We start from the raw sequence: 15,103 nt of genomic DNA, 5'->3' as shown, positions 1-15,103 counted from the left end.
GTTCACTTGGCATACATAGTGTTCACTCGTTTTATGTCGAGTATGTGGTACTGCTTTTAAGAGCTGATTGAACAAGGAAAACTAGCTAGTGAAAGTTCTACAGTAAGGAGTTTAAACATGAAATTCCATGAATTTGGGGATAAGAATTTACCTCCTATCTTACTAATACACGGTGGCGGCAGTTCTTGGTGGAATTATCTTCGTCAAGCACGTATCTTGTCAGAAAAATACCGTATTATTCTACCCACTTTGAATGGCCACGGCGAGGAATATCAACTTGATTATGTTTCTACTGAAGATTCTGCTTTGGAGATTCTAGACTATATCAAAGCAAACTGTAGTGGGAAGTTGTTTGCAATCGGTGGTGTTTCACTTGGTGGTCAAATTGCCATGGAGCTTTTGTCTTTAGACAGTGAAATTGCTGAGAAGGCCATTATAGACGGAAGCCTCTGTATTCCTCAACCAAGGTTAGCTAAAATCAGTATCTTTCTGGTGTCTCTATTTGGTAAACTGATGTTCAATAAATTCTCTTGCAAACTTCAGTTAAGCATGATGAACAAACTCTATCCTAAACTGGCTTATCCAGAGGAAATAAAAACTTATTATTTGGAGGATCTGCCAAGGACACCTGTCAAAACATTGGTAACCATTTACAAAAACTATATGGGGCGTTACAAGCTGAAAGATATGATTTCTGCTAGCAAGGCTCAGGTTCTGTATATCTATGGTGAAAAAGAATTGAACTGTGTGAAAGAATCAGCGAAATTATTTCATCAGCTACATTCAAATACAATTTTGTATGAAGCAAAGGGCTATAACCACGGCTATTTATCAGCTTACCTGCCTCATGAGTGGATTGATTTGGTGGTGCCATTTTTAAAGAGTGATTTATTAGAAATGTGTAACGAATCTGATATGCCATAAGGAGGAAACGGATGCTAGGAGCAATAGTTGGAGACATTGTAGGTTCCGTTTACGAATGGAACAATATCAAAACGAAGGACTTTCCTTTATTCAGGGAAGACTGCTTTTTCACTAACGATACGATTATGACTTATGCTGTTGATGGTGAAAACGTATAAAACTGTTAACGAAAGTGATTAAGAAAAGCCTTGATTGTAAGGCTTTTTGTTATATAAAAAATTTAAAGTGAAAAGGAATCAATTTAAACAATAATGTGTCTCATACAGATTGTTAAATATTGAACTTATATAGCTGTTATGATATAATATAAACAGAGATAACAGTTGGATAGTTAGGAGGATATGGAGGGTGAATATACAGATTGATAATTCAAGTGATAATCCGATTTATTTACAGATTAAAAATCAAATAAAGGCTCAGATTATTTTGGGAGAATTAAAGGTTGGCGAGCAATTACCATCAATCAGATTTTTAGCTAAAGAACTTCGAGTGAGTATGATAACTGCTAAAAGAGCTTTTGATGAACTAGAACTTGATGGTTTCATTAATTCAGTTCAAGGTAAAGGTAATTTTGTTGCAGCTCAAAATAAAGAGCTTATTCGAGAAGAATATTTGAAACGAATCGAATCAAAAATGCAAGATATTCTTGAGCTTTCAGCGATTGCAGGTGTTACCAATGATGAGTTGGTAGAGATGTTTAGTAGTTATATGGAGGGAAAATATGAGTGATTTTGCTATTGAAATCAAAAACTTGGTTAAAAAATTTGATGACTTTACATTAGGACCGATAGATTTTTCTATTCCTAAAGGCTCTATTGTCGGATACATTGGCCAAAACGGGGCTGGTAAAAGTACAACCATAAAATTATTGTTAGGATTACTTAAGAAAGACTCAGGAGAAATTAAAATTTTAGGTTATGATAATCCTAATAGTCTTGAATTGAAAGATAAAATTGGAGTAGTGTTTGATGATTTATTAGTGCCGGAAGAAATGACACTCGTTGATTTGGAAAAATTTTGTTCAAGGGTATATTCAAAATGGGACAGAGAATTTTTCTATCAATTAAAAAAGAAATTTAAATTATCTGAAAAACAGGCTATTCAAAGTTATTCTCGTGGAATGAGAATGAAATTATCGATGGCAGTAGCTTTATCTCATAAAGCAGAAATTCTCATTTTGGATGAAGCTACAAGTGGATTGGATCCGATTGTACGGGACGAAATTTTAGATTTTCTTCTTGACTTTATTCAAGATGAAAATCATACAATTTTAATATCGTCACATATCCTATCAGATTTAGAGAAAGTGGCGGATTATATTGCTTTTATCAATGATGGTAAAGTACTTTTTGTTGAATCAAAGGATGAACTCAAAGAAAACTATGCTATCTGTACTTTATCTAATGAAGAAGTTAAAAATCTTGATGAGGAAGCTATAATTGGGAGAAGGATACACGCATTTGGACAAGAGATGCTTGTTAAAAGAAATTTTATTCCAGATGGAATCAGATTACAAAAACCTTCTATCGAAGATATTATGATATATTTTTTGAAAGGAGATAAAAGATAATGACTGCATTGATATTAAAAGATATAGCTACTTTAAAGAAAACACTACTATTAACGATTACTCTCTGTATTGCACTCATTGTTTATGGGATATATGAAAATGAAATTTTTATGATACCGCTTATTTGTACTATGATACCGTTAATTTTAACTGCTATCGCTTTTGGCTATGATACGAGATCGAAGTTTGAACAATTTGCCTTTTCCATGCCCATTAAAAAGAGTAGCTTTGTACTAAGTAAATTGTTTTTTGCGTTTGTTTTTGGATTAGTAGGTTCAGTTTGTTTATTTGTTCAATTGGTAATAAAAAAAGAGATGTTAATAGACAGCATCATATTTATCTCACTAATTACATTAGTTGTAAGTATTTTGATATCAGCTATTCAACTTCCGTTTATCCTTAAGTACGGGGCTGAAAAAGGTAGGCTGATCATGGTTATAACATACTTTACAGTATTTGCTCTATCTAGTTTTTTTAAAGCAAAATCAGATTTACTGACTAATGTTGTGGAGTTTTTCTTAAAGAATTCGAGTTTAATGATTTTTATTGGAATGGTTTTTGTCAGTATTGTTATCATAGGAATTGCTATAAAAATATCTATTTTAATTATGGAGAAAAAAGAATACTAGAGAAGTTGAGAGGAGATTATAAAAACTTAGAAGGAGGAATCTCATGCTAGGAGCAATCGTTGGAGATATTGTCGGTTCTGTTTACGAATGGAACAATATCAAAACAAAGGACTTTCCTTTATTTCGGAAGGACTGCTTTTTTACAGATGACACGGTTATGACCTGTGCTGTTGCAGAAGCGATTATGAATGGGGGACAAAAAGACGACTTCATTGACGCGATGAAGAAATATGGCAGACTGTATCCGAATGCTGATTATGGTGCTCGGTTTAATGCATGGCTAAACAGCGATAACCGTGAGCCTTATAATAGCTTTGGGAATGGATCAGCTATGCGTGTTTCTCCATGTGCTTGGTTCATGGACTGTGATGTCTATGAGAGAACTGGTACGTGGCCATCATCTAGAGAACTTGCGAGTCTTTCTGCAGAGGTAACTCATAATCATCCAGAAGGTGTCAAAGGCGCTATGGCTACAGCTGATGCTATTTTTCTATGTCGTTTTTACTTTGGTGGTTATTGTAGAGAATACGAGCAATCAATTAACGACAATCCTACGGAGTGTAAAAGACGGATTAAGGATTATATAGAGAAGGAATACGGCTACAATCTATTTCAAACTTTAGATGAAATCCGTCCTAACTATCGTTTTAACGAAACATGTCAGGAAACTGTCCCTCAGGCCATTATTGCCTTTCTTGAAAGTAGAGACTTCGAAGATGCTATAAGAAATGCTATCTCACTTGGTGGCGACAGTGATACACTTGCAGCAATAACTGGTAGCATTGCCGAGGCAGCTTATGGTATTCCTGATTGGATAAAGGATAAGGCCTATTCTTACTTGGATGAACCCTTAAAGGATGTAGTTAGACGATGGGACAATAGAATAAAAGCGTATTAATCTCCAGTACGTCATATTTCTCTTTTCTGTATTTTCATTGTATAATGAGAGTACATTTACTTACATACGACGAGATGTAAACATTTCTATTTAGAATTAAGGAGAAATTAATGAAAAAGGCAATGTTAATTATCAACCCTACTTCTGGTGGCGAGAAGGCTTTGGATTACAAAGAAAAGCTGGAGAATAAAGCAAAAGAATACTTTGAGCACGTGGAAACCAAAATTACCGAAAAAGCGCTGGATGCAACACATTTTGCTGAAGAAGCTTCTCGTGAGCAGTACGATGCAGTGGTTGTGTTTGGTGGAGATGGGACTGTCAACGAAGTCATTTCGGGTATTGCTGAGAGAGACTACATTCCTAAGTTAGGGATTATCCCAGGTGGGACGGGTAACCTCATTACAAAACTGTTGGAAATCAATCAAGACATCGATGGCGCTATTGATGAACTGGATTTTGATTTAACCAATAAGATTGATATCGGTAAAGCAAATGATAACTATTTTGGTTATATCTTTAGTATCGGTTCTCTACCTGAGGCGATTCACAATGTTGAAATCGAGGACAAGACAAAATTCGGTATTTTAGCCTATGCTGTAAATACCATGAAGTCTGTTATGACGGATCAAGTCTTTAACATTAAGGTGGAGACGGAAAATGGAAATTATGTTGGTGAAGCGAGCCATGTTTTGGTTCTCTTGACAAATTACTTTGCTGACAAAAAAATCTTTGAAGAGAACAAAGACGGCTATGCCAATATTTTGATTCTGAAAGATGCTTCTCTATTCTCCAAATTATCCATCATTCCTGATTTGCTAAAAGGAGATGTTGTCTCAAATGACAATATCGAGTATATCAGAGCGCGTAATATTAAGATCTCTTCAGATAGTGAGTTGGAGTCAGATGTTGATGGCGATAAATCGGATAACCTACCTGTAGAAATCAAAGTCCTATCTCAGCGAGTAGAAGTATTTTCAAAACCGAAAGAGTAGAAGGTAAAAATTAGTTTATTATTCACAATGAAATTAAGTTCTATATCAACGATTGGAGGAGGAATGAATTCTCTATTTGATGAATTTCGAACAATTTGTTCTCATTTAAACCAAATCGGAATCACACCGACGCTCATGGGATCCTTGGGTTTTGAATACCGTTCAAATGAAGAATGGAGGCCGTCTGACATTGACATTCATGTGCCTGGTGATCCTAGAGGTTGGGAAGCGCCTGATCATCTCAGAATTTATGAGTGGGACAAGATAATGAAAGTGATGAAACACTTAGGCTATGACTTAATAGATATTCATGAGCATGAATTCAAAAAAGATGGACTGAGTGTTGAATTCGGAAGTATCGATTCTTTACCTGATTTTGCAGGAGTTTCGGAATCAGATATAGAGCTGATTCATCTCGAAAACATCACTTTTCGCGTTCCAAATCTAGAACAGTTTTTAAGTATTTATAAGGCTTCTTCCCAAGATTCCTATCGAAATGATCACAATAACAATAAGGATTTTAAAAAAATAGAGTGGTTGCAAAGATATTTGTAAATCATTATTTGAAAAGTAGCAAGTTGTAAGACTGGCTGCTTTTTTATTTATAGAACCAAACCACTAGAATCTACGGACAAGCCTTGAAAATAAAATACGAAAGTAGTATACTAGAATCATAACTATGAAAACGTTTGCATAAAATTTGAATTAGAACTTAAGGAGACAAATTGATGGAATTAAGCGCTATTTACCATAGGCCTGAGTCGGAGTTCGCCTATCTTTATAAGGATAAGAAGATTCATATTCGGATTCGAACTAAGAAAGGGGATATTGAAAGCATCAACTTGCATTATGGTGATCCTTTTATTTTTATGGAGGAGTTTTATCAAGATACAAAGAAAATGGCCAAGATAACTTCTGATGCCTTATTTGACCATTGGCAGGTTGAAGTGTCTGTTGACTTTGCACGTATCCAGTATCTCTTTGAACTCAAGGATACAGAAGGCCAAAGCATTTTGTATGGCGATAAAGGGTGTGTGGAAAATTCTCTAGAAAATCTTCATGCCATTGGAAACGGATTTAAGTTGCCTTATCTTCATGAAATTGATGCCTGTATGGTTCCTGACTGGGTTTCAAATACGGTATGGTATCAGATATTTCCTGAGAGATTTGCTAATGGAAATGCTCTATTAAACCCAGAAGGGTCATTAGACTGGGATTCATCTATCACACCTCAGAGTGATGATTTCTTTGGTGGTGATTTACAGGGGATTATTGACCATCTGGATTATTTGCAAGACTTGGGTATTACTGGACTTTATCTTTGTCCTATCTTTGAATCTACGAGCAATCATAAGTACAATACGACAGCTTACTTTGAAATTGACCATCATTTTGGAGACAAGGAAACCTTTCGAGAGCTGGTCGAGCAAGCTCATCGACGTGGTATGAAAATCATGCTGGATGCTGTATTTAACCATATTGGTTCGCAATCGCCTCAATGGCAAGATGTTATCGAAAACGGTGAGGAGTCTGCTTACAAGGATTGGTTCCGTATTCAACGATTCCCAGTGACGACTGATAAGCTTGCTAATAAGAGGGATTTACCCTATCATGCTTTTGGTTTTGAGGACTATATGCCTAAGCTAAATACAGCCAATCCAGAGGTCAAGGACTATCTTTTAAAGGTTGCGACTTATTGGATTGAAGAGTTTGATATTGATGCTTGGCGTTTGGATGTGGCTAATGAGATTGACCATCAGTTTTGGAAGGATTTTCGCAAGGCAGTTTTAGCTAAAAAGCCTGATCTTTATATCCTAGGAGAAGTCTGGCATACGTCTCAGCCTTGGCTAAATGGCGATGAGTTCCATGCAGTCATAAATTATCCTTTATCTGATAGTATCAAGGACTATTTCTTACGAGGAATTAAGAAGACAGACCAATTCATCGATGAAATAAATGGTCAGTCTATGTATTACAAGCAGCAGATTTCAGAGGTCATGTTTAATCTCTTGGATTCGCATGATACAGAGCGAATCTTGTGGACAGCCAATGAGAATGTTCAACAGGTCAAATCAGCTCTAGCCTTTCTCTTTTTACAAAAGGGAACACCGTGCATTTATTACGGAACCGAGTTAGCTTTAACCGGAGGACCAGATCCAGATTGTCGTCGTTGTATGCCTTGGGAACACGTATCAAGTGACAATGAGATGCTGAACTTTATGAAGAGGCTGATTAAGATTCGCAAACATGCGTCAGCAATCATTCAGCACGGCAAGTATAGCCTCCAAGAAATCAAAGCTGATGTACTAACCTTGAAATGGAATTACGATAACCAAGTCATCAAAGCCATTTTTAACCAGTCCAAAGAAGATTATCTTTTAGAAAAGGAAGCAGTAGCACTAGCAAGCAATTGCCAAGAACTAGAGAATCAGCTTGTGATTTCTCCAAATGGATTTGTGATTTTTCATTAAAGAGCAATTATGAGCGACAGGAAAATTGTAGTATAGAGAAGATTTTACAAGCAGACTATTTGTCGTCTTGCTACAATTGGTATATAATTTAACTTAGTGAATATAGGAGGACCAATCGAATGGAATTAAAAGATTTTACAGAAAAAGAACAGGAAATGATTAAGAAGGGGCTTACGACGTCTAAGATTAGTGACAAGGAAACTGCTGAGAAAATTCTTGCGCTTGTACCACAAGACTTGATTAAGCGAATCCCGTTTTTTGTCAGAAAACATGCGACAACACGTACGATCAAGCGAATTTCTATTGAATACCCTGAGCTCTACGCAGTAGCTCAAACTAGTGGTGAAATTCCTGAAAAAGAAAGAGAAGAATTGCGCCAGATTATCACGACTATCTTTGAACAAAAGATGAATAAGCATAGTATTAAGTAGAGAATGAAAAAATATTTTATTGGCGGTTTGGGAAGCAATGTCTATCATAGCAAGGATTTTCTTCAAGAACTAGATTCGCAGGTCTGTTTTCTGAATCCATATGAAAAGCATCTTCGAGATGAAACAGAATTGAAATCATGGTTTAAAAAATCGATAGAAGAGGAAGAATCTATTTGTCTGATAGGCCATTCTCTTGGAGGAGATTTGGCTCGTTATCTCGCATCGGAATTTCAAGAAGTGAAAAAACTGATTCTTTTGGATGGTGGCTATCTAGATTTAGATAAGATTTTAACTTTAGATGTGGAATTAGAGGAAACTAAAAACTATATCAAATCTCAAATTATTTCGGACTTAGATGTTCTTATTTCTAAAGAAAAATCTGAAGCAAAGCATTGGTCAGAAAATATGGAGAAAGCCGTAAGACAGTCCTATCACTGGAATTCTGAGTATAATAGATATGAGTTATCTATAAACTATGAAAATATGGAAGCGATACTCCGCCTACGGAGGAAAATACAAGCTTTTAAAAGAGAAGTGGGAGATACCTTGTTTATCAGTCCTTGCTATTCTAATGAAGCTACACGGAGAGAGGAAGCCTTAAAAGAATTGCCAGACTATTTTGATACTATTTTTCTAGAGAACTTTGGCCATGAGCTTTATACTGAAGCACCTAGAGAAGTCGCTAGTCTGATTAATGAGTGGCTCGCTTATTCTCAATGAGCTACTTGTATTGCTTGAAAAAAAGCATGTTTTTGCCAATGCTAATAAACGAACTGCTTTATTCGTTTTGGTGAAATTTATACAATTAAATGGCTATCGTTTTTCTGTTACGATTAATCGTTAAGATACATTTAAAAGAACTAGTGGACTAGTTCTTTTTATATCCGCTTTCACATTATACAACTTATACAAATCTATATAAAATATTATTTTTCCGAACAAAAATAGATTTTTTTTCAAAAAAGTACTTTACAGAGTGTTGGAAGTATGTTATATTAATAAAGCTTAGAAAATAAGATGATGTTTTCTAGCAAATATAAACCCGAGTAAAAAATGCCTACGGACAGGCAGGGTTGAATGCCGAAGCATGGTTGAAAAACCATATTATTGATAGGGTTAAAAGCCTACTTTTATAAGTTGATGTTAGGACACTTGTCCTAATTCATAAATTTTTAGTGTGGTGAAAGCACACGTCATCTTGTGAAACGATCAATAAAGTACGTAATATTTGCTACTAGAGAGTTAGGAAACATCGGGAACAGACATACTCAACAGAAACAAACATAAAAACGTCAGAAGATTGCAGAGCAGGTGAAAACCTGCTCTTTTTTCATGAGTCAACCTTTAGTTCCTTAGTTTTCATAAGGTTCTAAAAATATGGAAAGGAGTATGTCTTGAAAGAGTTAGATCAAAACCAAGCCCCAATTTATGAGGCCTTGGTGAAGTTACGCAAGAAAAGGATTGTTCCCTTTGATGTTCCAGGTCACAAACGCGGACGGGGAAATCCAGAACTTGTCGAACTGTTAGGTGAAAAATGTGTTGGCATTGATGTCAATTCGATGAAACCCTTGGATAATCTTGGGCACCCTATTTCGATTATTCGAGATGCAGAGGAGCTAGCGGCGGATTCTTTTGGAGCTAGCCATGCCTTTCTCATGATTGGGGGAACAACTTCATCGGTACAGACTATGATTCTGTCAACCTGCAAGACTGGAGATAAGATTATTCTGCCACGTAATGTCCATAAATCTGCTATCAATGCGCTGGTTCTATGTGGTGCCATTCCCATCTATATCGAGATGAGCGTGGATCCTAAGATTGGTATCGCTTTAGGTCTTGAAAATGACCGAGTAGCCAAGGCAATAAAGGACCATCCAGATGCCAAGGCCATTTTGATTAACAATCCTACTTACTACGGAATCTGTTCAGACCTAAAGGGGTTGACAGAAATGGCTCATGAAGCTGGCATGATGGTTTTAGTAGATGAAGCCCACGGAGCGCATTTGCATTTTACAGATAAACTTCCAATTTCTGCTATGGATGCAGGTGCTGATATGGCAGCAGTCTCCATGCATAAGTCTGGTGGGAGTTTGACCCAAAGTTCGCTTCTTTTAATCGGGGAGCAGATGAATCCTGAGTACGTTCGTCAGATTATCAACCTGACCCAGTCAACCTCCGCCTCTTACTTATTGATGGCTAGTTTGGATATTTCACGTCGCAACTTGGCCCTTCGTGGTAAAGAGTCGTTTGAGAAGGTCATTGAACTATCCGAGTACGCTCGTCGTGAAATCAATGCCATTGGTGGTTACTATGCCTACTCAAAAGAGTTAATAGATGGTGTGTCGGTATGTGATTTTGATGTAACCAAGCTGTCAGTTTACACTCAGGGTATTGGCTTAACAGGTATTGAGGTTTATGACCTCCTGCGAGATGAATACGACATTCAGATCGAGTTTGGTGATATCGGCAATATCTTGGCCTATATTTCGATTGGTGACCGCATCCAAGACATCGAGCGCTTGGTCGGTGCTTTGGCCGATATCAAGAGACTCTATTCACGAGATGGGAAGGACTTGATAGCTGGAGAATATATCCAGCCTGAGCTAGTCCTGTCTCCTCAGGAAGCCTTCTATTCAGAGAGAAGAAGTTTAACCTTGGACGAGTCCGTTGGGCAAGTCTGTGGGGAATTTGTCATGTGCTATCCTCCAGGGATTCCTATCTTGGCTCCTGGTGAACGCATTACACGTGAAATTGTAGACTATATCCAATTTGCCAAGGAACGTGGTTGCTCCCTCCAAGGGACAGAAGATCCCGAGGTCAATCACATCAACGTCATTAAGAGAAAGGAGAACTAGATGGATTTATGGTTTTCTGAAGTTCATACTCCAGATGTGAAATTGTCCCTGAGAACAGCCAAGCAACTCTACGCTGGAAAAAGTGAATGGCAGGATATCGAAGTCTTGGATACGCCGGCTTTTGGTAAAATACTGATTTTAAATGGGCATGTCTTGTTTTCAGATGCGGATGATTTTGTCTACAACGAAATGACCGTCCACGTTCCCATGGCTGTCCACCCAAATCCCAAGAAAGTCTTGGTTATTGGGGGTGGCGACGGCGGTGTTGCTCAAGTCTTAACACTCTATCCTGAACTGGAGCAAATCGATATCGTGGAACCGGATGAGATGTTGGTCGAGGTTTGTCGTGAGTATTTCCCAGATTTTGCCGCAGGGCTAGATGATCCTCGTGTTACCATTTACTACCAAAATGGGCTACGCTTTTTGCGAAACTGCGAAGATGACTACGATATTATCATCAACGATGCGACAGATCCATTTGGACACACGGAAGGGCTCTTTACCAAGGAATTTTACGGCAACAGTTACAGAGCCTTGAAAGAAGACGGCATCATGATTTACCAGCATGGGAGTCCCTTCTTTGACGAGGATGAGTCAGCTTGCCGAAGCATGCATCGCAAGGTCAATCAAGCCTTTCCAATCAGTCGGGTCTATCAGGCCCATATTCCAACTAGCCCAGCTGGCTATTGGTTGTTTGGATTTGCATCGAAAAAATACCACCCTGTCAAAGATTTTGACAAGGATGGCTGGAAAAAACGCCAGCTTTTCACAGAATACTACACTGCAAACTTGCACGTGGGAGCCTTTATGTTGCCCAAGTATGTTGAGGACATTTTAGAAGAAGAGGAAGGAAAAAAATGAGTCGTTTATTAGTTATTGGATGTGGGGGCGTTGCCCAAGTTGCTATTTCAAAGATTTGCCAAGATAGCGAAACTTTTACAGAGATTATGATTGCTAGCCGTACCAAGTCAAAATGTGATGACTTGAAGGCTAAACTGGAAGGCAAAACAAGTACAAAGATTGAGACAGCTGCTCTTGATGCTGACAAGGTTGAAGAAGTGATTGCCCTGATTGAAAGCTATAAACCAGAAGCTGTTTTGAACGTAGCTTTGCCTTATCAAGACTTGACTATCATGGATGCTTGTTTGGCAACAGGTGTTCACTATATCGATACAGCCAACTACGAGGCTGAGGATACAGAAGATCCTGAGTGGCGTGCTATCTATGAGAAACGTTGCAAATAACTTGGATTTACAGCCTACTTTGACTACTCATGGCAATGGGCTTATCAAGAAAAATTCAAGGAAGCAGGCTTGACTGCTCTTCTTGGTTCTGGTTTTGACCCAGGTGTGACTAGTGTCTTTTCAGCTTACGCCCTTAAACATTATTTTGATGAAATCCACTATATCGACATTTTAGACTGTAATGGTGGTGACCACGGTTATCCATTTGCGACAAACTTTAACCCAGAAATCAATCTCCGCGAGGTTTCTGCGCCAGGTTCTTACTGGGAAGATGGGGAATGGGTCGAAGTGGAAGCCATGTCTATCAAGCGTGAGTACGATTTCCCTCAAGTTGGACAAAAAGACATGTATCTCCTTCACCACGAAGAAATCGAATCATTGGCTAAGAACATTCCAGGTGTCAAACGTATTCGTTTCTTTATGACCTTTGGTCAATCTTACTTGACTCATATGAAATGTCTTGAAAATGTTGGACTCCTTCGTACGGATGCCATTAACTTCAACGGCCAAGAAATTGTTCCAATCCAATTTTTAAAAGCCTTGCTTCCAGATCCTGCTAGCCTTGGCCCACGTACTGTAGGTAAAACCAATATTGGATGTATCTTTACAGGTGTCAAGGATGGTGTTGAAAAGACCATCTACATCTACAATGTTTGTGACCATCAGGAATGTTACGCAGAAGTTGGTTCACAAGCTATTTCTTACACAACAGGTGTTCCAGCCATGATTGGGACAAAATTAGTTATGAACGGTACTTGGAAACAAGCTGGAGTCTATAACCTTGAAGAATTGGATCCAGATCCATTCATGGAAGCTTTGAATGAGTATGGTTTACCTTGGGTTGTGGTTGAAAATCCACAAATGGTGGACTAATGAAGCTAGAACAAGTACCAACACCAGCCTATGTTATTGACCTAGCCAAATTAGAAGCCAATTGCCGTATTCTACATTATGTTCAAGAAGAAGCTGGCTGCAAGGTTTTACTTGCCCAGAAGGCATACTCCCTCTACAAAACCTATCCCTTGATTAGCCAGTATCTATCAGGTACGACAGCCAGTGGACTCTATGAGGCCAAATTGGCAAGGGAAGAATTTCCTGGTGAAGTCCATGTCTTTGCACCTGCTTTCAAGGATGATGACTTGGAGGAATTGCTGGAGATAACGGACCATATCGTCTTTAACTCAGAGAGACAGTTGCGTAAACATGGGGCTCGTTGTCGGGAGGCTGGTGTCAGTGTTGGTTTGCGCCTCAACCCTCAGTGTTCAACTCAAGGTGACCATGCGCTCTATGACCCTTGTGCACCTGGCTCCCGTTTTGGAGTAACTTCAGACAAGATACCGAGTGATTTGCTGGATTTGGTGGATGGTCTTCATTTTCACACCCTTTGCGAGCAGGGAGCAGATGATTTAGAGACAACTTTGAAAGCAGTAGAAGAACAATTTGGACCGTATTTGCATCAGGTCAAATGGCTCAATATTGGGGGCGGACACCACATCACAAGAGAAGGTTACGATGTGGATTTGCTGATTTCAGAAATCAAGCGTATCCGAGAAACTTACAATCTTGAAATCTATATCGAGCCGGGTGAAGCCATTGCGCTCAATGCGGGTTATCTAGCGACTGAGGTATTAGATATTGTCGAAAACGGTATGGAAATCTTGGTTTTAGATGCCTCCGCGACCTGCCATATGCCTGACGTACTTGAGATGCCCTATCGTCCACCTTTGAGAAATGGCTTTGAGGCACAGGAAAAAGCCCATACCTATAGACTTTCTTCCAATACTTGTCTGACAGGAGATGTGATCGGTGATTATAGCTTTGAAAATCCAGTTCAAATCGGAGACAGACTTTATTTCGAAGACATGGCCATTTATTCCTTTGTCAAAAATAATACCTTTAACGGTATTGGTTTGCCAAGTCTCTATCTCATGGACGAACAGGGAGACTGTAGCTTAGTCAAAGCCTTTGGATATCAAGATTTTAAAGGGAGATTATCATGATGGACAGTCCCAAAAAATTAGGCTATCGCATGCCAGCAGAGTACGAACCCCATCATGGTACCCTCATGATATGGCCGACTCGACCAGGATCATGGCCTTTTCAAGGAAAAGCTGCTAAAGCAGCATTTAGCCAGATTATCAAAACCATAGCAGAAGGGGAAAGAGTCTATCTTTTGGTAGAGCAAGATTATCTATCTGAAGCCCAATCTTATCTTGGAGACAAGGTTGTTTATTTAGACATTCCCACCAATGATGCCTGGGCGCGTGATACAGGTCCGACTATTCTCCTTAATGATAAAAGGGAAAAGTTGGCAGTAGACTGGTCTTTCAATGCTTGGGGTGGTGCTGTTGATGGTCTCTACCAAGACTATGAAGATGATGACCAAGTAGCCAGTCGTTTTGCTGAGGCCTTGGAAATGCCTGTTTACGATGCCAAACCTTTTGTACTGGAAGGCGGAGCGATACATAGCGATGGTCAAGGAACCATTCTTGTGACTGAAAGTTGCTTGCTTAGTCCTGGTCGCAATCCTAACCTGACTAAAGAGGAAATCGAGAATACCTTATTAGAGTGCCTTGGAGCTGAAAAAGTCATCTGGCTTTCTTATGGTATTTATCAGGATGAAACCAATGAACACATTGACAATGTTGCTGCCTTCGTTGGTCCTGCTGAGCTTGTCTTGGCTTGGACGGACGATAAAAGTGATCCTCAGCATGCCATGTCAAAAGCAGATCTCGAACTCTTAGAGCAAGAAACAGATGCAAAAGGTCGTCACTTCACCATTCATAAATTGCCTATCCCTGCAGTTCGTCAAGTTGTGACAGAAGAGGATTTGCCAGGCTACATCTATGAAGAAGGAGAAGAAGAGCGATACGCAGGTGAACGACTAGCAGCTTCCTACGTAAACTTTTATATCTCCAACAAGGCTGTCCTTGTTCCCCAGTTTCAAGATAAAAACGATCAAGTGGCCTTAGATATCCTCAGTAAGTGTTTCCCAGACCGTAAAGTTGTCGGAATTCCAGCCAGAGATATTCTTTTAGGTGGTGGCAATATTCACTGTATCACCCAACAAATCCCAGAATAGGAGAAAA

General features: G+C 38.8%; 14 protein-coding genes and 3 pseudogenes. All 17 read left to right on the top strand.

Annotation, left to right across the window (positions count from 1 at the left end; all coding sequences use genetic code 11):
- The first annotated feature begins 117 nt into the window (after positions 1-117).
- The gene (locus N8N51_RS08110) at positions 118-924 is read left to right on the top strand and encodes an alpha/beta hydrolase (RefSeq protein WP_049544633.1); all 807 of its coding nucleotides are present in this window, start codon (positions 118-120) and stop codon (positions 922-924) included.
- 11 nt (positions 925-935) lie between these two features.
- Positions 936-1,064 (top strand): annotated as a pseudogene (locus N8N51_RS08105) (ADP-ribosylglycohydrolase family protein); the annotation flags it as partial.
- A gap of 208 nt (positions 1,065-1,272) precedes the next feature.
- The gene (locus N8N51_RS08100) at positions 1,273-1,653 is read left to right on the top strand and encodes a GntR family transcriptional regulator (RefSeq protein WP_049502574.1); all 381 of its coding nucleotides are present in this window, start codon (positions 1,273-1,275) and stop codon (positions 1,651-1,653) included.
- The gene (locus N8N51_RS08095; protein ID WP_049502573.1) at positions 1,646-2,494 is read left to right on the top strand and encodes an ABC transporter ATP-binding protein; all 849 of its coding nucleotides are present in this window, start codon (positions 1,646-1,648) and stop codon (positions 2,492-2,494) included. Before N8N51_RS08100 ends, N8N51_RS08095 begins: the two co-directional genes overlap by 8 nt.
- Positions 2,494-3,123 (top strand): ABC-2 transporter permease, encoded by a 630-nt coding sequence (locus N8N51_RS08090; RefSeq protein ID WP_261014522.1) that lies wholly within the window; start codon positions 2,494-2,496, stop codon positions 3,121-3,123. The genes N8N51_RS08095 and N8N51_RS08090 overlap by 1 nt, the downstream gene beginning before the upstream one ends.
- 43 nt (positions 3,124-3,166) lie before the next feature.
- On the top strand, positions 3,167-4,021 hold the full coding sequence (locus tag N8N51_RS08085) for an ADP-ribosylglycohydrolase family protein (protein WP_261089029.1): 855 nt from the start codon (positions 3,167-3,169) through the stop codon (positions 4,019-4,021).
- Between the two features lie 110 nt (positions 4,022-4,131).
- On the top strand, positions 4,132-5,013 hold the full coding sequence (locus tag N8N51_RS08080) for a diacylglycerol/lipid kinase family protein (RefSeq protein ID WP_261103993.1): 882 nt from the start codon (positions 4,132-4,134) through the stop codon (positions 5,011-5,013).
- 63 nt (positions 5,014-5,076) lie between these two features.
- Positions 5,077-5,568, top strand: a complete 492-nt coding sequence (locus N8N51_RS08075) for a phosphoribosylanthranilate isomerase (RefSeq protein ID WP_261103991.1) — start codon at positions 5,077-5,079, stop codon at positions 5,566-5,568.
- A gap of 173 nt (positions 5,569-5,741) precedes the next feature.
- Positions 5,742-7,484: a glycoside hydrolase family 13 protein gene (locus N8N51_RS08070; protein WP_261103990.1), complete on the top strand. Its 1,743-nt coding sequence runs from the start codon at positions 5,742-5,744 to the stop codon at positions 7,482-7,484.
- A gap of 119 nt (positions 7,485-7,603) precedes the next feature.
- Positions 7,604-7,915: a hypothetical protein gene (locus tag N8N51_RS08065; RefSeq protein WP_061475244.1), complete on the top strand. Its 312-nt coding sequence runs from the start codon at positions 7,604-7,606 to the stop codon at positions 7,913-7,915.
- A gap of 3 nt (positions 7,916-7,918) precedes the next feature.
- Complete coding sequence (locus N8N51_RS08060; protein WP_261103989.1) at positions 7,919-8,635, top strand: alpha/beta fold hydrolase; 717 nt, start codon at positions 7,919-7,921, stop codon at positions 8,633-8,635.
- Between the two features lies 1 nt (position 8,636).
- Positions 8,637-8,750 (top strand): annotated as a pseudogene (locus N8N51_RS08055) (type II toxin-antitoxin system death-on-curing family toxin); the annotation flags it as partial.
- A 559-nt stretch (positions 8,751-9,309) separates the two neighbouring features.
- Positions 9,310-10,770 carry an aminotransferase class I/II-fold pyridoxal phosphate-dependent enzyme gene (locus N8N51_RS08050; protein ID WP_261056993.1) on the top strand — a complete coding sequence of 487 codons (1,461 nt, stop codon included), beginning with the start codon at positions 9,310-9,312 and terminating at the stop codon, positions 10,768-10,770.
- A complete protein-coding gene (gene speE / locus N8N51_RS08045) occupies positions 10,771-11,631 on the top strand; it encodes a polyamine aminopropyltransferase (RefSeq protein ID WP_261056992.1) in 861 nt (286 codons plus the stop codon).
- Positions 11,628-12,887 (top strand): annotated as a pseudogene (locus tag N8N51_RS08040) (saccharopine dehydrogenase family protein). The gene speE and the pseudogene N8N51_RS08040 overlap by 4 nt, the downstream one beginning before the upstream one ends.
- The gene (gene nspC, locus N8N51_RS08035) at positions 12,887-14,014 is read left to right on the top strand and encodes a carboxynorspermidine decarboxylase (protein ID WP_261056990.1); all 1,128 of its coding nucleotides are present in this window, start codon (positions 12,887-12,889) and stop codon (positions 14,012-14,014) included. The pseudogene N8N51_RS08040 and the gene nspC overlap by 1 nt, the downstream one beginning before the upstream one ends.
- A complete protein-coding gene (gene aguA / locus N8N51_RS08030) occupies positions 14,011-15,096 on the top strand; it encodes an agmatine deiminase (RefSeq protein ID WP_261056989.1) in 1,086 nt (361 codons plus the stop codon). Before nspC ends, aguA begins: the two co-directional genes overlap by 4 nt.
- The last annotated feature ends 7 nt before the right edge of the window (positions 15,097-15,103 follow it).

The organism is Streptococcus mitis, assembly GCF_946188685.1.
GTDB classification, from domain to species: domain Bacteria; phylum Bacillota; class Bacilli; order Lactobacillales; family Streptococcaceae; genus Streptococcus; species Streptococcus mitis_CC.
This window is presented reverse-complemented; position numbering and strand designations above follow the sequence as displayed.

What these genes read in the sequence shown, in the direction of transcription:
- N8N51_RS08075 (WP_261103991.1), top strand. Translation starts at nt 5,077, where the DNA reads ATGAATTCTCTATTTGATGAATTTCGAACAATTTGTTCTCATTTAAAC.
- N8N51_RS08080 (WP_261103993.1), top strand. Translation starts at nt 4,132, where the DNA reads ATGAAAAAGGCAATGTTAATTATCAACCCTACTTCTGGTGGCGAGAAG.
- speE (WP_261056992.1), top strand. Translation starts at nt 10,771, where the DNA reads ATGGATTTATGGTTTTCTGAAGTTCATACTCCAGATGTGAAATTGTCC.
- aguA (WP_261056989.1), top strand. Translation starts at nt 14,011, where the DNA reads ATGATGGACAGTCCCAAAAAATTAGGCTATCGCATGCCAGCAGAGTAC.
- N8N51_RS08065 (WP_061475244.1), top strand. Translation starts at nt 7,604, where the DNA reads ATGGAATTAAAAGATTTTACAGAAAAAGAACAGGAAATGATTAAGAAG.
- nspC (WP_261056990.1), top strand. Translation starts at nt 12,887, where the DNA reads ATGAAGCTAGAACAAGTACCAACACCAGCCTATGTTATTGACCTAGCC.
- N8N51_RS08060 (WP_261103989.1), top strand. Translation starts at nt 7,919, where the DNA reads ATGAAAAAATATTTTATTGGCGGTTTGGGAAGCAATGTCTATCATAGC.
- N8N51_RS08110 (WP_049544633.1), top strand. Translation starts at nt 118, where the DNA reads ATGAAATTCCATGAATTTGGGGATAAGAATTTACCTCCTATCTTACTA.
- N8N51_RS08095 (WP_049502573.1), top strand. Translation starts at nt 1,646, where the DNA reads ATGAGTGATTTTGCTATTGAAATCAAAAACTTGGTTAAAAAATTTGAT.
- N8N51_RS08090 (WP_261014522.1), top strand. Translation starts at nt 2,494, where the DNA reads ATGACTGCATTGATATTAAAAGATATAGCTACTTTAAAGAAAACACTA.
- N8N51_RS08085 (WP_261089029.1), top strand. Translation starts at nt 3,167, where the DNA reads ATGCTAGGAGCAATCGTTGGAGATATTGTCGGTTCTGTTTACGAATGG.
- N8N51_RS08070 (WP_261103990.1), top strand. Translation starts at nt 5,742, where the DNA reads ATGGAATTAAGCGCTATTTACCATAGGCCTGAGTCGGAGTTCGCCTAT.